Genomic DNA, 22,392 nt, shown 5'->3' on the forward strand with positions numbered 1-22,392 from the left:
TTGGGGCTGCTGCGCAGCCCAACGCGGGGCAAGCCCGCTCGCCACAACAAGCCCGTTCGCCACAACGAGCGGGCTTGCCACAACAGCGCTATCTGCCGGGTGTTCAGCGTTCAGGACGGGGCGTGTTCCGGGCGTTGTTGACGCTGCGCCACCCAGAACTCCACCAATTCGCGCAGTTGTGACAGCTCTACCGGCTTGGCCATATGCCCGTCCATTCCGGCCTGGCGTGCGCGTTCTTTATGTTCCGAGAGGATGTGCGCCGTGAGAGCGACGATCGGCGTGCGGATGCGTTGGTGGCTGACCTCCCACGCACGCAATTGCTGGGTCGCCGAGAAGCCGTCGAGGATCGGCATTTCACAGTCCATCAATACCAGGTCGTAGCGCTGGGCTTTCATCGCTTCCAGGGCTTCTTCGCCATTGCTGGCGGTGTCCGGGTTGAGGTTGAGCTTACCCAGCATGCCGCGGATCACTTTGGTGGAGATGCTGTTGTCTTCTGCGACCAGGATGCGGAAATCACTGGGCACGGTGACAGGCGCTGGCACGCTCAGGGGCGCGCGGGGCTGTACATTGCCTTTGCTGCGCTGGGTCAGCTCGTCGGCCAGGGTGGTCTTGAGGGTATAGCCGGCCACCGGCTTGGCGAGGATGCGCTTGATCCCGCAATTGCGCGCAATGATCTTGCTCGGCGCGTTGCTGATGCCGGTGAGCATGATCAGCAGGATGTCGTGGTTCAGGCTCGGATCTTCCTTGATTTTCGCCGCCAGTTGCATGCCGGTCATGCCCGGCATGTTCTGGTCGAGCAGCACCACATCGAAGTAATCACGCAGGTGCGCCTTGGTGCGCAGCAGCGCCAGGGCTTCCTTGCCCGACGGCACGGCGCTGACGTTGAGGCCCCAGGCGGTGCATTGCTGCACGAGCACTTTGCGGCAGGTGTCGTTGTCGTCCACCACCAGTACCCGCGCGCCCTTGAGCGGGCCATCGAGGTCGGAGGTCGGGTGCTCCAGGCGTTCCGGGTCCAGCGGCAGGGTCAGCCACAGGGTGCTGCCCTGTTGCGCGCCACTCTTGATACCAAATTCGCCATTCATCAACAGGATCAGTTGGCGTGCGATCACCAGGCCCAGGTGGCCGGTCAAGCGCGTCTCCGACAGGAAGTTCTTGCTGTGCAACTCACTGTGCAGCAACGCGTCGCGCTCGGCGGCTTCCATCGGCAGGCCGCTGTCTTGTACGGCAATGCGCAGGCGCGGCTTGGTGCTGCGTTCGTCCAGTGCCACGACGATCAGCACTTCACCTTCGTCGGTTTTCTGCAGGGCGTTTTCCAGCAGGCTCAGCATCGCCTGGCGCAGGCGTGTCGGGTCGCCGCTGATCACGCGCGGCACTTGGGGCTGGATAAAACTGATCAGCTCGACGTTCTGCTGCTCGGCCTTGGCGCGGAAGATGCTCAGGCAATCTTCGATCAGGGCATTCAGGTCGAACTGCACGTCGTCCAGTTCGATTTGCCCGGATTCGAGCTTGGAGATATCGAGAATCTCGTTGATCAGCGTGAGCAGTTCATTACCGGCGCTGTGAATGGTCTGCACATAGTCGCGCTGCTTCACCGACAGAGGCGTGCCCAACAGCAGTTCGGTCATGCCCAGCACGCCGTTCATGGGGGTACGGATTTCGTGGCTGATTTTCGCCAGGAACTCGGCCTTGGCGGCGATTTCGGCATTGCTGGCGGCCAGGTCGCGGCTGACACTGAAGCGTTTTTCGACAATCGCGCGCTGGCGCTCGCCCAGGGCCAGGCTCATCAGCAGGCCGCTGAGGCAGACAAACCCGAGCAAGGTGATGATCAGGCCTTGGGGTGCTACCAGTGTCAGACCGAGCAGGGCGGGCAGGATGATCAACGTGCCGATGTTGAATACGACCATCGCCGCCACGAACAGCCGCGCCGGGCGGTAGCCTTTTTGCCAGTGGTAGGCCGAGACAAACAGCATGCTCAGGCCCGCCAGCGCTACCAGGACGTAGGTGATGATGTTCAGCGGCAGGGTATTGACGAACAACAGCAACAGGCCACACAGCACGATCAGCAGGATGTCGGCCATCAGCAGCTTGTTCAGCGGGTGCGGGCCCAGGGGCATGAAGAAGCGGTAGGCAAACATCAGCCCGCAGGGTGCAGTCAGCAGAAGGGCGAGGTAGGCGCCTGGCGTCTGGATCGCGTGCCAGTCGGGCAGCCATGGCCCCACCAGGTTGAGCAGCAGCGCCAGGCTGAGCATCAACAAGCCTTCGCACGCAGCCAGCCACAGGCTGCTGCGCGAGCGGTGGTAGGCGAAACGTGTGAGGTTGTGCAGGATCAACATCAACAGGCAGCCGAACAGCAGGCCATAGATCAGCGTCTGGTTCTGGTCGGCGGCGGCCAGGACGGCCGGCTCCAGGGTGATGTAGGGGCGCAGTTCGTGTTCCGAGACCAGGCGCAGGTACACCTCGAGGGGCTTTTGGCTCTGGGGCATCGGCAGCATGAAATCGCTGCTGGGCAACGGGCGTTCCGCCTGGGGCTGGCGGGTGCCGGTGCTCTGTTGTTCGATCAGGGTGTCGCCGTCCAGCACATAGAGGCTCAGGTGTGAGACGTCCGGGGCGAATATGCGCAGCACTTGCTCGTGCTTGCCGGGCTGCAGCTTGAAACGTACCCACAACGCACCGTCCGGCGCGGCGGCGGTAATCCGGTCCAGTTCGATGGGGCTGAATTGATTGGTGTAGCGCGAAGAACGGATGTCGCTCAGTTGCAGGTCGGCCTGTTCATCAAGCAATACCGCCCAGCCACTGCCTTGCGCGGCGGCCTGGGCCGGGAACAAGCAGAGCAGTGTCAGCAGACTGACAGTAAAACCTATGGCGATCCTGAGCCAGCGCACGGCGAAATCCCTTCGTAGGTTGATGCACGGTTAACTATGCGCGGGGAGGCCTGTATACGGCAAGGGCCAGAGGCCCTTGCCTAACCGAACGGATAGCTAGTGTTACTGGTTTTCGCCACGTTCGCGTGCAATGGCGCGATAACCGATGTCCGTGCGGTAGAAACAGCCTTTCCAGTCGATCTTCGCCGCCAGCTTGTAAGCCTGTTGCTGCGCAGCGTCGACACTGGCACCCATCGCGGTAGCGCACAACACACGGCCACCCGCGGTGACAACCTTGCCATCCTTGAGCGCGGTGCCCGCATGGAACACCTTGCCTTCCAGCGTAGCAGCCGCGTCCAGGCCTTCAATCACATCGCCTTTGGCGTAGTCGGCAGGGTAGCCGCCGGCTGCCAGCACGATGCCGACGCTCGGGCGTGGATCCCACTGTGCTTCAACCTTGTCCAGCGCCTGGGCGAGGGCGGCTTCCACCAGCAGCACCAGGCTCGATTGCAGGCGCAGCATCACGGGTTGGGTTTCCGGGTCACCGAAGCGGCAGTTGAACTCGATGACTTTCGGGTTGCCGGCCTTGTCGATCATCAGGCCGGCGTACAGGAAGCCGGTGTACACGTTGCCTTCGTCGGCCATGCCGCGCACGGTTGGCCAGATCACTAGGTCCATGACGCGCTGGTGCACCTCGGCGGTCACCACCGGGGCTGGGGAGTAGGCACCCATGCCGCCGGTGTTCGGGCCGCTGTCGCCGTCGCCGACGCGCTTGTGGTCCTGGCTGGTGGCCATCGGCAGTACGTTCTTGCCGTCGACCATCACGATAAAGCTGGCTTCTTCGCCGTCGAGGAACTCCTCGATGACCACGCGCGAACCGGCATCACCAAACGCGTTGCCGGCGAGCATGTCGCGCACCGCGTCTTCGGCTTCCTGCAAGGTCATGGCGACGATCACGCCTTTACCGGCGGCCAGGCCGTCGGCCTTGATCACGATCGGTGCGCCTTTTTCACGCAGGTAGGCCAGGGCCGGCTCGATCTCGGTGAAGTTCTGGTAGTCGGCGGTCGGGATCTTGTGGCGCGCCAGGAAATCCTTGGTGAAGGCTTTCGAGCCTTCCAGCTGGGCCGCGCCAGCGGTTGGGCCGAAGCAATCCAGGCCGCGGCTGCGGAACAGGTCCACGACACCGGCAACCAATGGCACTTCCGGACCGACGATGGTCAGGGAGACGTTTTTCTCGGCGAAGTCGGCCAGTTGTTCCAGGGCCAGTACGTCGATGGCGACGTTTTCGCACTTGGCTTCGATGGCGGTACCGGCGTTGCCGGGGGCGACGAAGACTTTCTGGACGCGTGGGTCCTGGGCAACTTTCCAGGCCAGGGCGTGTTCACGGCCACCGCTGCCAATGATCAAAACATTCATGTCAAAAACCTCGAATTCTGTAGGCGCCGCAAAAGCGCTTTATGTGGGAGGGGCTTGCCCCCGATGAGGTTTGTCAGTGGGTATATCCATGATTGACACACCGCTATCGGGGGCGAGCCCCCTCCCACATTTCTATTGCGTTGGATCAGTGACGGAAGTGGCGCATGCCGGTGAAGACCATGGCGATGCCGGCTTCATCAGCGGCGGCGATCACTTCGGCGTCACGCATCGAGCCGCCCGGTTGGATCACGGCAGTCACGCCAGCTTTCGCGGCATTGTCCAGACCGTCGCGGAACGGGAAGAACGCATCGGAAGCCATCACTGAACCGGCGACCTGCAACCCGGCGTGTTCGGCCTTGATCGCGGCGATACGCGCCGAGTTCACGCGGCTCATCTGGCCGGCGCCGACACCGATGGTCTGGCGGTTCTTGGCGTAGACGATGGCGTTGGACTTCACATACTTGGCCACTTTCCAGGCGAAGATCAGGTCGTTGATTTCCTGCTCGGTCGGCGCGCGCTTGGTCACTACCTTCAGGTCAGCGCTGCTGATCATGCCAATGTCGCGGCTCTGGACCAGCAAGCCGCCATTGACGCGCTTGTAGTCCCAGGCAGCGGCGCGTTCGGCCGACCACTCGCCGCAGGCCAGCAGGCGCACGTTGGCTTTCGCGGCAACAATGGCGCGGGCTTCTTCGCTGACGGAGGGCGCGATGATCACTTCGACGAACTGACGCTCGACGATGGCCTTGGCGGTCTCGGCGTCCAGTTCACGGTTGAAGGCGATGATGCCGCCGAAGGCCGACTCGGTGTCGGTGGCGTAGGCCAGTTCGTAGGCCTGGCGAATGCCGCCTTCAGCGTCAGGGCTGACGGCCACGCCGCATGGGTTGGCGTGCTTGACGATCACGCAGGCGGGCTTGACGAAGCTCTTCACGCATTCCAGCGCGGCGTCGGTATCGGCCACGTTGTTGTAGGACAGCTCTTTGCCTTGCAGTTGGGTCGCGGTGGCGATGCCCACTTCGGCCGGTTTGGCTTCCACGTAGAACGCCGCGCTCTGGTGCGGGTTCTCGCCGTAGCGCATTTCCTGGGCCTTGATGAACTGGCTGTTGAAGGTGCGCGGGAACTGGCTGCGGCCTTCAGTGCTCAGGGTTTCGGCGGCCTGGTTCACGGTGCCCATGTAGTTGGCGATCATGCCGTCGTAGGCGGCAGTGTGTTCGAACGCCTTGAGCATCAGGTCGAAACGCTGGGCGTAGGTCAGGCCACCGGCCTTCAGGCTTTCCAGCACTTGGGCGTAGTCGCTGGCGTTGACCACGATCGCCACGTCTTTGTGGTTCTTGGCCGCCGAGCGCACCATGGTCGGGCCGCCGATGTCGATGTTCTCGATGGCGGTCGGCAGGTCACAGCCTGGCTTGTTGATGGTGGCTTCGAACGGGTAGAGGTTGACGGCCACCAGGTCGATCGGCTTGATGCCGTGTTCGTTCATGATCGCGTCGTCGACGCCGCGACGGCCGAGGATGCCGCCATGGATTTTCGGGTGCAGGGTCTTGACCCGACCGTCCATCATTTCTGCGAAACCGGTGTAGTCCGCGACTTCTACTGCGGCCACGCCGTTGTCCTGCAGCAGTTTGAAGGTCCCGCCCGTGGAGAGGATTTCCACGCCCAGGGCTTCCAGCCCCCGGGCAAATTCGAGGATCCCGGTCTTGTCGGAAACACTGATCAAGGCGCGGCGGATCGGCAGGCGGGTAGTCTGGTCGGTCATTTCAATTTCCATCAAAAGCAAAGGAGTCAGCAAAAAAGGCGACCGGTTTTACGCGGGCGCCTTTCTGGTTGGATTGAATGCTTACAGCAAATCGTATTGTTTGAGCTTTTTGCGCAAGGTGCCACGGTTGAGGCCCAGCAGCTCACTGGCTTTGGTCTGGTTGCCCTTGACGTAGTTCATCACGCTTTCGAGCAAGGGTGCCTCGACTTCGGAGAGCACCAGGTTGTACACGTCCGTGACGGAAGCGCCCTCAAGGTGGGCGAAATAATTGTGCAGCGCCTTCTCGACACTCCCGCGAAGGGTCTGGCCTTCTTCGCTCGGCGTGTTGAGGTGCTGTTTCAAATTGACGTTGTCGCTCACGGGTGTTGTTCCACTCACTAAAGTCTCGGTCATCATCGTCATGCGGCCACCCCCTTTCCGTCCCCTGTCCCCAGGCTCTTGTAACGTTCGCTGAAGAACTCACGAACGTTGGCGCACTGTGCTTCCGTATCATCCAAACGATTGAAGTGGGCGCGGAACTCCCTGGCGCCCGGCAGGGTTGCGAGATACCAGCCGACATGCTTGCGAGCAATGCGTACTCCCATCACGTCTCCATAGAAGGCGTGCAGGGCGGCCAGATGCTCTAGCAGAATACGTTCCACCTCGATCAACTCCGGTGCCGGCAGGGTTTCGCCCGTACGCAGAAAATGCTCGATCTCACGAAAAATCCATGGTCGCCCCTGGGCGGCCCGGCCAATCAACAGGCCATCGGCACCGGTTGCGTGCAGCACGCGCCGGGCTTTCTCGGCTGAATCGATATCGCCATTGGCAAACACCGGCATCGACACCGCCTGCTTGATCGCGGCAATGGTGTCGTACTCGGCTTCACCGGTGTACAGATCGGCGCGGGTGCGGCCATGTACCGCCAGCGCTGCAATACCCGCCTGTTCGGCGATCTTCGCCACCGTCAGGCCATTCTTGTTGTCCCGGTCCCAGCCGGTACGAATCTTCAGGGTCACCGGCACATCCACTGCGGCGACAACGGCCTGCAGGATCTCGGTAACCAACTGCTCATCCTTCAACAACGCGGAACCGGCGGCCTTGTTGCAAACCTTCTTGGCCGGGCAGCCCATGTTGATATCAATGATCTGCGCACCCAGCTCCACGTTGGCTCGGGCCGCATCCGCCAGCATCTGTGCATCTCCACCGGCGATCTGTACCGAGCGGGGCTCGGGATCACCTTCGTGGATCATGCGCATCCGCGATTTGCGGGTGTTCCACAAGCTCATGTCGCTGGTGACCATTTCCGAGACTACTAGACCCGCGCCCAAACGCTTGCACAGCTGACGAAAGGGCTGGTCGGTGACGCCCGCCATGGGGGCGAGAATCAAGCCATTCTGCAATGTGTATGGGCCGATGCGTACCGCCGACATAGGACTTCCCTGTTGTGGGGCCGGATCATTAGAGTTCGAAAAAGGGTTGGCATGATACCCGCTCTCGATGACTGGATAAAGGCTGAATTGGATAAAATCTGAACAGTTATTTCTTTATCGCCACCGGTTTGGTCGCCGGTGACTCAGTCTGGAATCTGTCGTAAAGCTTCGCTGCGTGAACCGATTCACTCGGGCGAGTGGAAGCTCAGGCTGTAATTCACGGCTTTGTTGCCCGGATCGAGGATGTCCAGGGAGATATGGATCGGCGTCTGGGAGGGCATTTCGCTCACCCCGGCCAGCTCGCCACTCAGGTATTCGGCGGGCTTGAAGCGACGACTGGCGATCAGGCCGCCGTTCAAATCGGCAAAGCGCAGTTCCAGCAGCGGGAATGGCTGGGAAAACGTCGCGCGGTTATAGATGATCGCGTCCACCACCAGCGCCCCGGCGAAGTCCGGATGGCTGCGTACCACCAGGTTGCTGCTCTTGATATGGGCGATATCGACGCGCGACGGCACGGTGCAGCCCAATGTCGGGCATAACTGCTGGAACCATGGGCGGTAGGCGTCCTGGCGGGCCAGGTCGTCGAATTGATAGGCGATGTACTGGCCGGCTAGGCCGGCGGCGGCGATCAGCACCAGCAACAGCCAGATCAGGCGACGGCCCCAACCCGACGGGCGTTTCTGCGCGTAGAGGTGCAGCGGGTCGTCTTCCAGGTCCTGGAGGACATCGTCGTGGGCACCGGTCTCGGCGCGCGGGCGTTTGCGGCGGGGCAGGGGGCGTTCTTCGGGGGCTGCCGTGTCTGCTTCGTCGGTAATGGGGGTGACGGGCGGGTCGAGTTCAGCCGCGTCATGGGTGGCATGCAGCGGTGGTTCGTCATCGATATCGTCCATGCTGAATGACATGGACGGTTCGGTGCGCTGTCGGGGCGCCGTTGCCTTGGCTGGCTCAGGCTCGTCTTCAGCGGCTTGGGTGCGTTCTTCAGGCGGCTCGCTGAACAGGCTGGCGGCCCACTTTTCTTCCTCGGCCTTGACGGTATCGCGGCTGGCGCTGAGGGGCTCTTCTTTTTGCCGGCGGTCGGAGCCGGGTTGGCGACGCTCCGCACCCACCGGCTGGGTGTGCTGAATCTCGCGGCGTTCCAGCTTGGCCAGTTCTTCGTCCAGGTCCAGGTTATCCAGGTCCAGCTCTTCGGCTGTCCACTGCTTCTGGCTGATTGCCCGTGTTGTCTCGGGCGCTGCCTGCGGGGCTGGCTCAAGGGCCGCCGGTGGTTCCACAGCGGCGGCGGGCGCGTGGGCGCGCTGCTCGAGTAACTGGCGAGCGGCGTTGAACACTTGCAGGCACGAGCCGCAGCGCACTACGCCGCGGGCCACGCTCAACTGAGCGTGGTTGACGCGAAAGCGCGTTTGGCAATGCGGACATTGGGTGACGAAACTGTCGGTCATGCGGCCATCCGATTCAGGCAAGCGCTCATTCTAGCGCCGACGCCCGCTGATGCGTACCCAGCCATCACGGTTTGCGATCGGATCCAGCTCGAAATCCTTGGCGTAGGCGGCGGCGACGTCTTCGCCTTGCTCGGCGAGGATGCCCGACAGCGCCAGGCGGCCACCCGGCTTGACCAGGCTCGACAGTTGCGGCGCCAGGGAGACCAGCGGGCCGGCGAGGATATTGGCCACCAGCACATCGGCTTGCACCTGGGGCAAGTGCTCCGGCAGGTACAGTGGGAATTTGCCTTCAGGGATGTTGTTGCGCCCGGCGTTGTCGCGGGAGGCTTCCAGGGCTTGCACGTCGATATCGGTGCCCACGGCTTCCTTGGCGCCCAGCAGCAGGGCGGCAATCGCCAGGATCCCCGAGCCGCAGCCGAAGTCCAGCACGTGGCTGTCGGTCAGGTCCTGGCCGTCCAGCCATTCCAGGCACAGGGCCGTGGTCGGGTGGGTGCCGGTACCGAAAGCCAGGCCCGGGTCGAGCAGCAGGTTGACTGCATCCGGCTCAGGGGCGGCATGCCAGCTTGGCACGATCCACAGGCGCTGGCCGAAACGCATTGGCTGGAAGTTGTCCATCCAGCTGCGTTCCCAGTCCTGGTCTTCGATCACTTCACTGTGGTGCTCTGGCAGCGGGCCACCGGTGAGCAGTTCCATATGGGCGAGGACGGCGGCGGCATCGGTGCCGTCTTCGAACAGGGCGAGCAGATGGGTATGGGACCACAGCGGGGTGGTATTGAGTTCCGGCTCGAAGATCGGTTGGTCTTCGGCGTCCATGAACGTCACCGACACCGCGCCCACTTCGAGGAAAGCGTCTTCGTAGGTTTCGGCTTGTTCTGGGCTGATGGCGAGGCGGACTTGCAGCCAAGGCATGGCGGGCACCTTTGAATAAAAATGAGTGTGCGACGAGCGAGGTCGCGAAAGCGCGCAAGTTTACGCCAGCGAACAGCAGAAGACGACACTACTGACTGCACGCCGGTCAAATGTGGGAGGGGGCTTGCCCCCGATGCAGTGTGTCAGTCTCAGTATCTGTCACTGATCCACTGCTATCGGGGGCAAGCCCCCTCCCACATTTGGACTGTGTACATTTTCAAAGTAGAGGGCCCACAAACAACAAAGCCGCCCGAAGGCGGCTTTGTTGGGTGGAGCACTTACTGGTTGGCCAGCTTGTGTTCCAGGTAGTGAATGTTCACACCACCTTCGCAGAAGCCTTCATCGCGAACCAGGTCCCGATGCAGCGGGATGTTGGTCTTGATGCCGTCGACCACGATTTCGTCCAGGGCGTTGCGCATACGGGCCATGGCCTCGTCGCGGGTGGCGCCCCAGGTGATCAGCTTGCCGATCAACGAGTCGTAGTTGGACGGGACCTTGTAGCCGCTGTACAGGTGCGAGTCGACGCGAACGCCGTTGCCGCCTGGGGCATGGAAGTGCTTGACCAGGCCTGGGCTCGGGATAAAGGTCTTCGGGTCTTCGGCGTTGATCCGGCACTCCAGGGAGTGGCCGTGGATCTTCACGTCGTCCTGGGTGAAGGACAACACGTTGCCGGCGGCGATGCTCAGCATCTCCTTGACGATGTCGATACCGGTGACCATCTCCGAAACCGGGTGCTCTACCTGCACGCGAGTGTTCATCTCGATGAAGTAGAAGCGACCGTTCTCGTAGAGGAACTCGAAGGTACCGGCGCCACGGTAGTTGATGTCGATGCACGCCTTGACACAGCGCGCCAGGACTTCCTGGCGGGCTTTCTCGTCCAGGCCCGGTGCTGGTGCTTCTTCCAGTACCTTCTGGTGACGACGTTGCAGCGAGCAGTCGCGATCACCCAGGTGGATGGCGTGGCCCTGGCCGTCAGACAGAACCTGCACTTCCACGTGACGTGGGTTGGTCAGGTACTTTTCCAGGTAGACCATCGGGTTGCCGAACCAGGCGGCAGCTTCCGAGCGGGTCTGCTTGGCCGCTTCGATCAGTTCTTCTTCCTTGTGCACCACGCGCATGCCGCGACCACCACCGCCACCGGCGGCCTTGATGATCACCGGGTAACCGACTTCGCGACCAATGCGCAGGGCGGTTGCCTCGTCTTCAGGCAGCGGGCCGTCGGAGCCAGGCACGGTGGGTACGCCGGCGGCGATCATGGCGTCCTTGGCCGAGACCTTGTCGCCCATCAGGCGAATGGTTTCGGCTTTCGGGCCGATGAAGGCAAACCCGGATTTTTCCACCTGTTCGGCGAAATCGGCGTTTTCCGCGAGGAAGCCGTAGCCCGGGTGGATGCCATCAGCGCCGGTCACTTCAGCGGCCGCGATGATGTTCGAGACTTTCAGGTACGAGTTCGTGGCCAGTGGCGGGCCGATGCAGATGCTTTCGTCCGCCAGTTTCACGTGCATCAATTCGGTATCGGCCGTCGAGTAAACAGCGACGGTCTTGATGCCCTCTTCCTTACAGGCGCGCAGGATACGCAGCGCGATCTCGCCGCGGTTGGCGATCAGGACTTTTTGCAGTTTCTTCGCAGGTTTCAACATCGAAGGCGCTCCGCGGTTCAAACGATGGTGAACAGCGGCTGGTCGTATTCAACCGGCTGACCGTTTTCTACCAGGATGGATTCGACGACGCCGGCTTTTTCAGCGGTGATGTGGTTCATCATTTTCATCGCTTCCACGATGCAGATGGTGTCGCCCACTTTCACGGTCTGGCCTACTTCAACGAAGGCTGGCGAGGTCGGTGCCGGGGTGCGGTAGAACGTACCGACCATTGGCGACTTGACCACGAAGCCGTTCAGCGCTGGCGCGGCCGGTGCGGCTGGAGCAGCGGCAGCAGCAGGTGCGGCGGCCGGCGCGGCAGCAGGTGCCGGTGCTTGCATTTGTGGTGCGTAGAACTGTTGGGCCGGGGTCTTGCTGTGACGGCTGATCCGTACGGACTCTTCGCCTTCCTTGATTTCCAGCTCGTCGATACCGGATTCTTCCAGCAGTTCGATCAGTTTCTTAACTTTACGGATATCCATGAATCATCAACTCCCAAGGGTCGGTCAGGGGCGCTTGGCCTGTTCTTCAAGCTGTTCCAGGGCGGCCTCCAGGGCCAGTCGGTAACCGCTGGCGCCAAGGCCGCAGATCACTCCTACCGCTACGTCGGAGAAGTAAGAGTGATGGCGGAAAGGTTCGCGTTTGTGCACGTTGGACAAATGCACTTCGATGAATGGGATGCTCACCGCCAGCAACGCGTCACGTAATGCAACGCTTGTATGCGTAAAAGCGGCGGGATTGATCAGGATAAAGTCCACGCCTTCGTCGCGCGCGGCATGGATGCGATCAATCAATTCGTACTCGGCATTGCTTTGCAGGTAGAGCAAATGGTGGCCGGCATCACGGGCCCGTCGTTCCAGATCGAGGTTGATCTGATCGAGGGTCACTGCCCCGTAGACGCCCGGTTCACGGGTGCCGAGCAGGTTCAGGTTGGGTCCGTGAAGAACCAGTAAGGTCGCCATCGGCTGTTCCTTGTTATTGATGTGGGTACGGCAGAACCCGGCGACTATGCCGCAAAGCCTTTGTGACTGTCCAGTTCTATGCAGTAGGCGGCACGATTAGCGAGGATAGCGCAAAATTTATGACTGAGGCCTGGGATCCGGTCATGGGTAATACCGTCTTGAAACCTGTAGCGATCAAATGTGGGAGGGGCGGTGCGACGATTCGACTTGCCCCCGATAGCGGTGGATCAGTCACATAGATGTCGACTGACACTCCGCTATCGGGGGCAAGCCCCCTCCCACATTTGATCTTCATATGATTTTGGATCTTCATGGGGCAGGTCAGACGCGGAACGCCTGGACGGCGGTATTGAGCTGCCCACCCAGCACCAGCAGGTGCTCACCCTGGCTACGCCCCTGGCCGATGCGCAGCAAATTATCCTCACCCAGTTGGTGAATCCGCTCGCTGTTATCGCGAATCTCACTCACCGCGCCACTCTGCTGCGCGGTCACATCGGCGATGCGCACGGCGGTGTCGGAGATGGTCTGGATCGCGCTGACGATTTCATCCAGGGCGCCGTCCGCTGCCTGGGCTTGCTGGGCGGTGGCCTCGGCGTGTTCGACCTGGGCGCGCATGCCCTGCACCGATTGGTGGGCCGCGGTTTGCAGGCCGGTGATCAAGCCCTGGATTTCGGTGGTGGCGCCAGCGGTACGTTGGGCCAGGGTGCGTACTTCGTCGGCGACCACGGCAAAACCACGCCCGGCCTCGCCGGCACGTGCGGCCTCGATGGCGGCGTTGAGTGCCAGCAGGTTGGTCTGGTCGGCAATCGAACGGATCACTGTCAGCACCCCACCGATAGTCGCGGACTCTTCGGCGAGTTTTTCGATCATCTGTGCGTTTTGCTGCACTTCGCCTACCAGCGCATGCAGTCCGGTCAGGCTCAGGCCGATCACCCGCTGGCCTTGCTCGACCGCCTGGCCCGCGCTGCGGCTGGCGCCGGCAGCCTGGCTGGCATCGCCGGCCACCTGCTGGATGGTCGCTTCCAGTTCGCCCAGGGAATCGCGGATCTGCGCGGTATCCCCGGCCTGGCGTTCGGCGCCATCGTGCAGGCCGCTGCTCAACTCGGCCAGGGCCCGGCTGCTGCCGGCCACTTCTTCGGCATTGCCGCGAATGGTGCCCACCAGGTCCACCAGATAGGCGCGCAGCCGGTTCAAGGACGCCTCGATATCGCGCAGTTCGCGGTTGGTCTTGCCCAGGGCAATCGGCTGGCTGAAGTCACCTTCGGCCCATGTCGACAAGGCCGGTGCCAGGTTGGTCAGCACCCGCGCCAAGCGCCGCTGGAGGGTGTCGATCAGCAGCGCGATCAACAGGATCAGGCCAATCATCACCCCTTGCATCAGGCGCACTTCGCCCTGGATCTGCGCATGCTGCGCGCGCACCACCGGTTCCAGGCTGGCGATGGCCTGCTGCACGGCGGTGATTTTCAGGTGGGTGCTGGCGGCCAGGGCGGTGCGTTGCTGGATCTGCTCGCGGGTGCGCTTGAGTTCGGCGGGGTAGCGGGTCAGCAGGCTGTTGAGTTCGCGCTTGAGGTCGACGCCCGTGTCCTGGGCTTCGGTTTTTTCGCTGTTTTCCAGGCCCATCAAAGCGGAAAAGTCATCGGTGTTGGACTCGGTGCTGGCCTTGACGCCAAGCAATGGCAATTGCTCCAGCAGGTCTGCCTGGCTGCGGATATTGCCGACTTCACGCTCCACATCATCGGCCAGCTCCGCGCGACCGCTGCTCACCAGCTTGTCGCGGGCCAGGGACAGCTTGCCCAGGTGTTGGGCGGCGGCTAAAAGCGGCGGCAAGTAGCGTGCGGCGTCCGGCGTATTGACGCCGATGGCGTACCGGCTCAACTGCTCCAGGTTTGCGCCCAGTTCGCGCTCGGCTTGCAGCAACAGGGCTTGTGGGTCGCCGGCCAGTTTGCCAGCGGCGAGCAGGTCGGTTTTGCTGAAGGCATCCAGTTCCACCAGGCTGGGCCGCAGGTTTTGCGCCAGTGCCGTCGGCAGTTCGTCCAGGTGTTTCAGCAGGTTTTCCAGGCTCTGGCTGGCGCTGCTCAAGCGCAGGGCATCGCCACTGGCCAGGTAGTCGTCGATATTGCGCGCGGCCTGGTTCTGGAAGGTCTGCGACAGGCTCAGGTAGCGTTCCATCAGCAAATAGGGGCGCTCAAGCGCTCGTTGCGACCACCACAGCGTCGCCCCAAGGGCCAGGCATACGGCCACCAGCAGGAGGGTATTGAGATTGGTCAGCAGCTTCAGGCGCATGCGTAATTTCAACCGACAGCGAAGATAAGTGCCTGAAGTTATTGCGTTTGCGTTACAGAGTTATGACGGAATCACTGGATTCCGGTGAAAAGATGGCACTTTGCTTTGATGTGCGCGCCGCTTGTACGCGATTGCGCCCGGCGTCCTTGGCGCGGTACAGCGCTTCATCGGCCTGGGCGGCCATCATCAGGCTGTCGGAGCCGTCGCACAGCTCCACCAGCCCGGCGCTGAAGGTGCACCACAAATCCTGTGGCTGGGCCGGGTAGTGAATTTCGGCAAAGCGGCCACGAATTTCATCCAGCACCTTGCAGGCCGATTCCAAGTCGGTGTCGGGCATGACAATCGCAAATTCTTCACCGCCATAGCGGCCGATGTAGTCGGTCTTGCGTAAACGTTGCTTGAGAAACAACGCCAGGCTCTTGATCACCCGGTCGCCCATGGGGTGGCCGTGGCTGTCATTGACTCGCTTGAAGTGGTCGATATCGAGCATGGCGAAGCTCAACGGCTTGTTCTCGCGGCGCGCGCGGAAGCTACAGTCTTCGAGCAATTGCAGGATGTGGGTGTGGTTGTACAGCCCGGTCAGGCTGTCACGCACCATCCGCGCCTTGAGGTTGCGCGCACGGGCGGCGCGGTTGCGCACCGTGGTGATCAGGTGGCGCGGCTTGATCGGCTTGGTGAGGAAGTCGTCGCCGCCTTCGCTCATGGCGTCCAGCTGTTTATCCAAGTCGTCTTCGGCCGACAGGTAGATGATCGGTACGCTGACATAGCGGTCATTGTGGCGAATCACCTTGGCCAGTTCAGTGCCGGTGCAGGCCGGCATATACATGTCGAGGATGATCAGGTCGGGCTGGAAGTCCGCCAGTTCGGCCATGGCCTGGATCGGTTCGATCAAGGTGCGGGTGACGATGCCGGCGCTGTTGAGCAAACGCTCGGTATGCAGGGCCTGAGCCCGCGAGTCGTCGATGATCAACACTTTATAGGGTTCGTACTGGGCGACGCAGGTCAGCACTTCGATCTTTTCCAGCAGGCTCGAGGCTTCCAGCGTGCCGGTGAGGAATTCCTGGCCGCCAGCGCGTACGGCCGCCAGGCGGGTCGGGGTATCGGTTTCGTGCAGGCTGAAAAACAGCAACGGCAGCTTTTGCTCCAGACCTTCCTGGGCTTCGGCGGCCAACTGGAGGCCCAGGCCCGGGCCGCAAAAATCCACGTCCATCACAATCGCCGATGGCAGGCGGTCGGCCATGCATGCGCGGAACGCTGCCACGCTGTCCAGGGACTGGGCGCTCAAACCGAAGAACTCCAGCTGCTTGGCCAGGCGTTCGGCGCGGTCATGATCGGCCAGCATTACGTAGATCGGCTTGCGCATCGGCGGCAGGAAGGTTTGTTCCAGCTGGTCGCCCTGGCGCAGGCCGGTGCGGGACAGGCGTTGCATCAAGCGGTTGAGTTCGGTGATCAGTTGGCTGCTCAGGCGGCCGCGATTTTCGTCCACGGCCTTGAGTGACTCGCCGATATGGTGCGCCAGTTGGCCGTGCTCCGGCTGTTCGAAGCGCTCGGCGAAGCGCAGCAGGCGCAGGTTGGCTTCGCTGAGTTCGGAAAGGTCGGCGCTGGACCATTCGCTGCGTTGCAGGCGCTGCCAGATCTCAAGAATTTGACGTGCCTGATGAATTACCCGCTGGGCAAAATGGTGCTTGAGGCGCTCACGGCTGGGATCTTCTGGCTCGGTCATATCCTGACTACTAGTTAGGGTGCATGCTGAGGTCGAACTGATGGCTCTATGCTAGCACCTCTTTTCCGTTCGATGAGTGTCATACGTCAATTAACTGCATGTCCCTGGTATTCAGTTACCGACCTATTAGTCGCGCAGCGGAAATGGCGTGCATCCTTTATAGTCGGAAGTTCGCCAACCGCCCGTTTGATTAAAAGCGCCGCACGCGCTGGCACGATGGGGTAGGGTTGTGGTCGTAGTTTTTGAACGCACGCCGTCGATTAGAAGTGCATGAACTCAAGTGATTGAAAGGATATCGCCATGCTGGACTGGAAAAACCGTGAAGGCAGCGCAAAGGGCCCGGCCCCTGCGCCCAAGTCGGCTCGCCGCGGCTACCTGGGTAACCTGTTGATGAGCCGGGCCTTGCTCTCCCTGGTTGGCCTGTATTTGGTCGTGACCGGTGCCCTGGGTTGGTACTGGAGCGAAGAACCGGCCTTATTTCCGGTCCAGCAAAATGCGCAAATCGCCGCCGAAAAGGATGGCAAGCAGATGGTGGTGGGCTTTACCACCGTCGAAACCCTGAAGACCGTGGTCGGCACCTTGCTCAATAAGCCGGGTGGCTACATCTCCAACGACCGCTTCCCGCCGGGCCTGTGGATGGACAACATGCCCAGTTGGGAATACGGCGTGCTGGTGCAAGTGCGCGACCTGACCCGCGCCCTGCGTAAAGACTTCGCCCGCTCGCAATCGCAGTCGGCCGAAGACAGCGACCTGGCCAAGGCCGAGCCACGCTTCAATTTCGACAACAAGAGCTGGGTGCTGCCCTCCAGCGAGTCGGAATACCAGGAAGGCATCAACTCCCTGAGCCGCTATGAGGCGCGCCTGTCTGACCCGAACCAGAAGGGCGCGTTGTTCTATGCCCGCGCCGATAACTTGAACAACTGGTTGGGCGACGTCGCCACGCGCCTGGGTTCGTTGTCGCAACGCCTGTCGGCCAGTGTCGGCCGCGTCAAGCTGAACACCGCCCTGAAAACCGAAGCCCTGGCGCCCGGTGAAGTGCCGCAGGTTGATGAAGAAGTGGTGGAAACCCCCTGGATGCAGATCGACAACGTGTTCTACGAGGCCCGTGGCCAGGCCTGGGCCCTGTCCCATCTGCTGCGCGCCATCGAAGTCGATTTTGCCGACGTGCTGGCCAAGAAAAACGCCACCGTCAGCGTCCGCCAGATCATTCGTGAGCTGGAGGCGTCGCAGGAGCCGGTGTGGAGCCCTATGATTCTTAACGGCAGTGGCTTTGGCGTATTGGCCAACCACTCGCTGGTCATGGCTAACTACATTTCCCGGGCCAATGCGGCGGTGATCGATCTGCGCCAGTTACTCAACCAGGGTTGATGATGGACGCGACTCAAAAGGAGGCCGCGCACCGTGCGGCCTCTGATGCCGAACTGATCTGCTGGGTCGACGAGCAGGACAATCTGCTCGGCCACCTCGTCAGGTCCGACCTTCGCCAGCGCGGCCTGATCGGCCGTTGCACTTTTATCTTCCTGTTCAATTCGGCCGATGAGTTGTGTGTGCATCGGCGCACCCTGAGCAAAGCCCTGTACCCCGGATTCTGGGACACGGCAGCGGGGGGCATGGTCGCGGCCGGTGAGTCCTATGCATTGTCGGCGGCTCGCGAGCTGGAGGAAGAGTTGGGCGTCAGCGGGGTAGCGTTGACCGAGCACGACCATTTCTACTTCGAAGATGGCGAGAGCCGCCTCTGGTGCAAATCCTACTCCGCGGTGTGGGATGGCCCGCTGCAATTGCAGCCCGAAGAAGTCATGGAAGCGCGCTTTTTGCCGATTGAAACGGTGCTGCAGGAAGCGGAACAAAAGCCCTACTGCCCGGACGCCCAGGAGGGCTTGCGCCGCTATCTGGCCCTGCGTCGCTAAAGTTGTATAAATTGGCGCCATTTGGCTCTTAGCAAGTCGGCTTTTTGCCGTTACACTGCGCGACTTTTCACCCGAACCGCCATTGTTTCACCCTGGGATCACTGTAGGAGCGTGACCTTGGCGGGTCGGTAGCGCTGCCCCTGCCTGAGTGGGGCTTCGCGGTCGGTAGCGCCTGGCGCGCCGATCAGTCTTTGTCCTCCCAAGAGGATTGCCGGTGGCCAAAAAAGCCGCATCCTTCGCCGCCCTTGGTGGCCTGGTATTTTCCACCGACGCAGGTCGACACTGCCCGGACTGTCGTCAGCCCGTGGACGCGTGTACCTGTAAACAGACCCTGATCCCCGAAGGCGACGGCATTGCCCGCGTGCGCCGCGAGAGCAAAGGCCGTGGCGGCAAGACGGTGACCACCATCACCGGCGTGCCCCTGGCTGAAGACGCGCTCAAGGAGCTGGCTACCACGTTGAAGAAGCGTTGTGGAACCGGTGGCGCGTTGAAAGACGGCGTCATCGAAATCCAGGGCGATCACGTCGAGTTGCTGTTGGCCGAGTTGATCAAGCTCGGTTACAAGGCCAAGAAGTCCGGCGGCTGAAAGCCTCTTCGCAACCTGTGTCTAAACTCTGTCCTGCGAGTGGGGTCTACCTCCCTTACAGGCAAATCGTCATTTTCATTCTTTAGACTGCGCCTGCCTCCACGAGGGGCAGCGCCTTCGCCTTCATTTATAGGGGACTTCGATGTCCGTACGACGCACACGCAAAGACGATGGCAGCCAATGGACAGTTGCGGACAGCCGCAGTGTTTACGGGATTCGCCATTGGGGGGCCGGGTATTTCGCGATCAATGAAGCCGGTCGCGTTGAAGTCCGTCCGAACGGCCCGAACAGCACGCCGGTCGACCTGTACGAGCAAGTGGACGAACTGCGCAAAAGCGGCCTGTCGTTGCCGCTGCTGGTGCGTTTCCCCGACATTCTGCAAGATCGCGTGCGCCAGCTGACCGGTGCTTTCGATTCGAACATCGAACGCCTGGAATACCAGAGCAAATACACCGCGCTGTACCCGATCAAGGTCAACCAGCAGGAAGCGGTGATCGAAAACATTATCGCCACCCAGAATGTGTCCATCGGCCTGGAAGCCGGCTCCAAGCCGGAGCTGCTGGCCGTGCTGGCCCTGGCACCGAAGGGCGGCACCATTGTCTGCAACGGCTATAAAGACCGCGAGTTCATCCGCCTGGCGTTGATGGGCCAGAAGCTCGGCCACAACGTGTTCATCGTGATCGAGAAAGAATCCGAAGTTGAGCTGGTGATCGAAGAAGCCGCCAACCTCAAGGTCAAGCCACAGGTCGGCCTGCGCGTGCGCCTGTCGTCCCTGGCGTCGAGCAAGTGGGCCGACACCGGTGGCGAGAAGTCCAAGTTCGGTTTGTCCGCGGCGCAATTGTTGTCGGTGGTCGAGCGCTTCCGCGTGGCCGGCCTGGACCAGGGCATCCGCCTGCTGCACTTCCACATGGGTTCGCAGATCGCCAACCTGGCCGATTACCAGCACGGCTTCAAGGAGGCCATTCGTTACTACGGCGAACTGCGTAACCTCGGCCTGCCGGTGGACCATATCGACGTGGGCGGTGGCCTGGGCGTGGACTACGACGGTACTCACTCCCGTAACGCCAGCTCCATCAACTACGACATGGACGACTACGCCGGCGTGGTCGTGGGCATGCTCAAGGAATTCTGCGATGCGCAGAGCCTGCCGCACCCGAACATTTTCTCCGAAAGCGGCCGCTCCCTGACCGCCCACCACGCCATGCTGGTGGTGCAAGTCACTGACGTCGAGAAGCACAACGACGACGTACCGGTGATCGAGAACAAGGAAAACCTGCCGGAAACCGTGCAGTGGCTGGTGGACCTGCTCGGCCCGACCGACATCGAGATGGTCACCGAGACTTACTGGCGTGCCACCCACTACATGAGCGACGTGGCCAGCCAATACGCCGACGGCAAGCTGACCCTGGCCGAAAAAGCCTTGGCCGAGCAGTGCTACTTCGCCGTGTGCCGCCGCCTGCACAACTCGCTGAAAGCCCGCCAGCGCTCGCATCGCCAGGTACTGGACGAGCTCAACGACAAGCTGGCCGACAAGTACATCTGCAACTTCTCGGTGTTCCAGAGCCTGCCGGACACTTGGGCCATCGGCCAGGTATTACCGATCCTGCCGCTGCACCGTCTTGACGAAGAACCGTTGCGTCGTGCCGTGCTGCAAGACTTGACCTGCGACTCCGATGGCAAGATCAAGCAATACGTCGACGAGCAGAGCATCGAGACCAGCCTGCCGGTGCACGCCTTGAACGATGGCGAGGACTACCTGCTGGGTATCTTCCTGGTCGGCGCCTACCAGGAAATCCTCGGTGACATGCACAACCTGTTCGGTGACACCGACTCGGTGAACATCTACCAGCGTGAAGACGGTTCGGTGTACAGCGCCGGCATCGAGACCCACGACACCATCGAAGACATGCTGCGCTACGTGCATTTGTCGCCGGAGGAGTTGATGACGCACTACCGTGACAAGTGTGCGAGCGCGAAGATCAGTGCATCTGAGCGCACACAGTTCCTCGATGCCTTGCGCCTGGGGCTGACGCGGTCTTCATACCTGTCTTCCTGACACTCATTGGTCTTTAACGGGGGGATTGGCAGCGTCTGCGGCTATCCTCCTAAACCATGTGTGGGGGCTCATTCTCGTCATATCGATCCCGCAGCGGTACGTTCATTTCTGCGCGCAGGGCGTTTTCGTTGAATGGCCAGGGGTTGGTTGTGGTGGGAGGGGTCAGCGGGTTGTTGTCGTGATCGAAGGGCTGGCTGTTGGTTGGAAGGCCTACGGCTTGATACTCGCTGTTCTCCACTTGCAACTGCTGGCCCTGGTCCATGGCCGGGCTGCCATCTTTGTTAAATATCAGCGAAGTGCCTGGTATGAACCGCCCGGTGGCGCCGTCATAGGCATGACTCATCTCGTGGTACAGCGCAATCAAGGGCGATAGGGTAAAGGCCTTTTCGAAATAATCGGGGTGAAAGGCTATCTTTGCATGTGTGGCAGGCGACCCGGCAACACCATCTTTTATATAGCCAAGCTCAGGTCGGTACTGGAATTTTTCATACTCGCTATCAGGTATGTTGTCTCTGAAGGCATTGGCGAAGTCATAAGCGTTCAGCGCGATGAAGTCGGAGGGCATTATGGTCACCGGCCCGCCATTTTTCTCGGCAAGGCGGTCCATTTCCTGAAACATTTTCTGCCCCACCGGCGACCCCCTGAGTTGCTCGAGATAGTCCTCTACCCGTTCAACGAATTCTGCGGGGCCCTTTATCTTGAAGCCTTGTTTGCCTGCGTTGGTGTATTCGACTGAGGCTGGTGTTACCTGTTCGGGGGCGTGGACCCTATCGGTTTTTTTTGCGTAGATCCGATCCTGAGTGTCGTAGGAATGGACCGAATCCTGGCCCGCCCCGGTATAGAACGTGGTATTGCGGTAGCCAACGAGTTTATCGTCGCCAAGTCCACCGTTTAAGATGCTTTTACCCGTCCCCGCATAGAGTTCGTCGTTACCCAGGTCACCATTGAGGTACACCTGGCGCAGATCTGTCTTTTGTTCGGGGTAGCTGGCGTACAACTTGTCATCGCCTTTGCCGCCCGATATCACGGCATTGCCGGCGCCTGCGATCATGATGTCGTCGCCGTCACCGCCAAACGCCACGACATCGCCGGTTCCCAAACGTATGTAGTCGTTGCCTGTATCGCCGGTTACGCTGCCCATACGTCCATTCGCCACAATAAAATCGTCGCCGTCGCCACCGTGTATGTGCATTTCGATGTTGATCTGCTCGTCGACGTTAATACGGTCATTTCCTCCTGCAGTTTTGATTCTCAGCGAGTGCGCATCGTTATTGGCGGTCAGTGGGAGTTTGTAGTCTTTGCCATTTATACGTGCGTTGAGCTGGTGGTCTGCGCCTACGCTGATCCTCACAATGTCAGCCTGGTCATAGGTGGTAATCAGGACCCTGCAGATGTCCAGGACCTGCTCGCCTTTGGCATTCGTTTCATAGGTAGACATGCTTCGGATC

At 61.2% G+C, this 22,392-nt stretch carries 16 protein-coding genes and 1 pseudogene; 4 read left to right on the forward strand and 13 right to left on the reverse strand.

Going from position 1 to position 22,392, the window contains the following annotated elements:
* Positions 1-110 precede the first annotated feature (110 nt).
* From ACODSV_RS22935 to ACODSV_RS22990, 12 genes and pseudogenes are all read right to left on the reverse strand, one after another.
* Positions 111-2,882: a hybrid sensor histidine kinase/response regulator gene (locus ACODSV_RS22935; protein ID WP_024073163.1), complete on the reverse strand. Its 2,772-nt coding sequence runs from the start codon at positions 2,880-2,882 to the stop codon at positions 111-113.
* A gap of 102 nt (positions 2,883-2,984) precedes the next feature.
* Positions 2,985-4,277: a phosphoribosylamine--glycine ligase gene (gene purD, locus ACODSV_RS22940; RefSeq protein WP_024073164.1), complete on the reverse strand. Its 1,293-nt coding sequence runs from the start codon at positions 4,275-4,277 to the stop codon at positions 2,985-2,987.
* 145 nt (positions 4,278-4,422) lie between these two features.
* Positions 4,423-6,030, reverse strand: coding sequence for a bifunctional phosphoribosylaminoimidazolecarboxamide formyltransferase/IMP cyclohydrolase (gene purH, locus ACODSV_RS22945; protein WP_024073165.1), 1,608 nt, complete (start codon positions 6,028-6,030; stop codon positions 4,423-4,425).
* Positions 6,031-6,111: 81 nt separating this feature from the next.
* Positions 6,112-6,432: a DNA-binding transcriptional regulator Fis gene (gene fis, locus ACODSV_RS22950; protein WP_002555375.1), complete on the reverse strand. Its 321-nt coding sequence runs from the start codon at positions 6,430-6,432 to the stop codon at positions 6,112-6,114.
* Positions 6,429-7,442: a tRNA dihydrouridine synthase DusB gene (dusB, locus tag ACODSV_RS22955; RefSeq protein ID WP_150055889.1), complete on the reverse strand. Its 1,014-nt coding sequence runs from the start codon at positions 7,440-7,442 to the stop codon at positions 6,429-6,431. Before dusB ends, fis begins: the two co-directional genes overlap by 4 nt.
* 185 nt (positions 7,443-7,627) lie before the next feature.
* Positions 7,628-8,881, reverse strand: coding sequence for a DUF3426 domain-containing protein (locus tag ACODSV_RS22960; RefSeq protein ID WP_150095407.1), 1,254 nt, complete (start codon positions 8,879-8,881; stop codon positions 7,628-7,630).
* Between the two features lie 30 nt (positions 8,882-8,911).
* On the reverse strand, positions 8,912-9,790 hold the full coding sequence (gene prmA / locus ACODSV_RS22965) for a 50S ribosomal protein L11 methyltransferase (protein ID WP_024073168.1): 879 nt from the start codon (positions 9,788-9,790) through the stop codon (positions 8,912-8,914).
* 278 nt (positions 9,791-10,068) lie between these two features.
* On the reverse strand, positions 10,069-11,430 hold the full coding sequence (accC, locus tag ACODSV_RS22970; RefSeq protein WP_024073169.1) for an acetyl-CoA carboxylase biotin carboxylase subunit: 1,362 nt from the start codon (positions 11,428-11,430) through the stop codon (positions 10,069-10,071).
* A 17-nt stretch (positions 11,431-11,447) separates the two neighbouring features.
* Positions 11,448-11,909, reverse strand: a complete 462-nt coding sequence (gene accB, locus ACODSV_RS22975; RefSeq protein ID WP_024073170.1) for an acetyl-CoA carboxylase biotin carboxyl carrier protein — start codon at positions 11,907-11,909, stop codon at positions 11,448-11,450.
* Positions 11,910-11,933: 24 nt separating this feature from the next.
* Positions 11,934-12,389 carry a type II 3-dehydroquinate dehydratase gene (gene aroQ / locus ACODSV_RS22980; RefSeq protein WP_150056270.1) on the reverse strand — a complete coding sequence of 152 codons (456 nt, stop codon included), beginning with the start codon at positions 12,387-12,389 and terminating at the stop codon, positions 11,934-11,936.
* 321 nt (positions 12,390-12,710) lie between these two features.
* A pseudogene (locus tag ACODSV_RS22985) lies at positions 12,711-13,226 on the reverse strand (methyl-accepting chemotaxis protein); the annotation flags it as partial.
* 1,498 nt (positions 13,227-14,724) lie between these two features.
* Complete coding sequence (locus tag ACODSV_RS22990) at positions 14,725-16,395, reverse strand: response regulator (RefSeq protein WP_024073173.1); 1,671 nt, start codon at positions 16,393-16,395, stop codon at positions 14,725-14,727.
* Between the two features lie 300 nt (positions 16,396-16,695).
* Between ACODSV_RS22990 and ACODSV_RS22995 the strand changes: the two genes are divergently transcribed.
* The 4 genes from ACODSV_RS22995 (at position 16,696) to speA (ending at position 20,944) form a co-directional block, all read left to right on the forward strand.
* Positions 16,696-17,763 (forward strand): DUF2333 family protein, encoded by a 1,068-nt coding sequence (locus ACODSV_RS22995; RefSeq protein ID WP_024073174.1) that lies wholly within the window; start codon positions 16,696-16,698, stop codon positions 17,761-17,763.
* Between the two features lie 2 nt (positions 17,764-17,765).
* A complete protein-coding gene (locus ACODSV_RS23000; RefSeq protein ID WP_041160831.1) occupies positions 17,766-18,302 on the forward strand; it encodes an NUDIX hydrolase in 537 nt (178 codons plus the stop codon).
* Positions 18,303-18,516: 214 nt separating this feature from the next.
* Entirely contained in the window at positions 18,517-18,888 is a 372-nt protein-coding gene (locus tag ACODSV_RS23005; RefSeq protein WP_017849660.1) for a translation initiation factor Sui1, read from the forward strand.
* Positions 18,889-19,030: 142 nt separating this feature from the next.
* Positions 19,031-20,944 (forward strand): arginine decarboxylase, encoded by a 1,914-nt coding sequence (speA, locus tag ACODSV_RS23010; RefSeq protein WP_024073176.1) that lies wholly within the window; start codon positions 19,031-19,033, stop codon positions 20,942-20,944.
* 49 nt (positions 20,945-20,993) lie between these two features.
* Here speA and ACODSV_RS23015 read toward each other — a convergent pair whose 3' ends face one another.
* Positions 20,994-22,382, reverse strand: a complete 1,389-nt coding sequence (locus ACODSV_RS23015) for a M91 family zinc metallopeptidase (protein ID WP_190304785.1) — start codon at positions 22,380-22,382, stop codon at positions 20,994-20,996.
* Positions 22,383-22,392: the final 10 nt, after the last annotated feature.

The sequence above is a fragment of the Pseudomonas sp. FG86 genome (assembly GCF_057808775.1).

Excerpts from the sequence above, each read along its gene's own strand:
- dusB (WP_150055889.1), bottom strand. The coding sequence starts at position 7,442 with ATGTCGGCGGTACGCATCGGCCCATACACATTGCAGAATGGCTTGATT.
- accB (WP_024073170.1), bottom strand. The coding sequence starts at position 11,909 with ATGGATATCCGTAAAGTTAAGAAACTGATCGAACTGCTGGAAGAATCC.
- purD (WP_024073164.1), bottom strand. The coding sequence starts at position 4,277 with ATGAATGTTTTGATCATTGGCAGCGGTGGCCGTGAACACGCCCTGGCC.
- prmA (WP_024073168.1), bottom strand. The coding sequence starts at position 9,790 with ATGCCTTGGCTGCAAGTCCGCCTCGCCATCAGCCCAGAACAAGCCGAA.
- accC (WP_024073169.1), bottom strand. The coding sequence starts at position 11,430 with ATGTTGAAACCTGCGAAGAAACTGCAAAAAGTCCTGATCGCCAACCGC.
- ACODSV_RS23015 (WP_190304785.1), bottom strand. The coding sequence starts at position 22,382 with ATGTCTACCTATGAAACGAATGCCAAAGGCGAGCAGGTCCTGGACATC.
- ACODSV_RS22960 (WP_150095407.1), bottom strand. The coding sequence starts at position 8,881 with ATGACCGACAGTTTCGTCACCCAATGTCCGCATTGCCAAACGCGCTTT.
- ACODSV_RS22995 (WP_024073174.1), top strand. The coding sequence starts at position 16,696 with ATGCTGGACTGGAAAAACCGTGAAGGCAGCGCAAAGGGCCCGGCCCCT.
- fis (WP_002555375.1), bottom strand. The coding sequence starts at position 6,432 with ATGACGATGATGACCGAGACTTTAGTGAGTGGAACAACACCCGTGAGC.
- ACODSV_RS23000 (WP_041160831.1), top strand. The coding sequence starts at position 17,766 with ATGGACGCGACTCAAAAGGAGGCCGCGCACCGTGCGGCCTCTGATGCC.
- purH (WP_024073165.1), bottom strand. The coding sequence starts at position 6,030 with ATGACCGACCAGACTACCCGCCTGCCGATCCGCCGCGCCTTGATCAGT.
- speA (WP_024073176.1), top strand. The coding sequence starts at position 19,031 with ATGTCCGTACGACGCACACGCAAAGACGATGGCAGCCAATGGACAGTT.
- ACODSV_RS22990 (WP_024073173.1), bottom strand. The coding sequence starts at position 16,395 with ATGACCGAGCCAGAAGATCCCAGCCGTGAGCGCCTCAAGCACCATTTT.
- aroQ (WP_150056270.1), bottom strand. The coding sequence starts at position 12,389 with ATGGCGACCTTACTGGTTCTTCACGGACCCAACCTGAACCTGCTCGGC.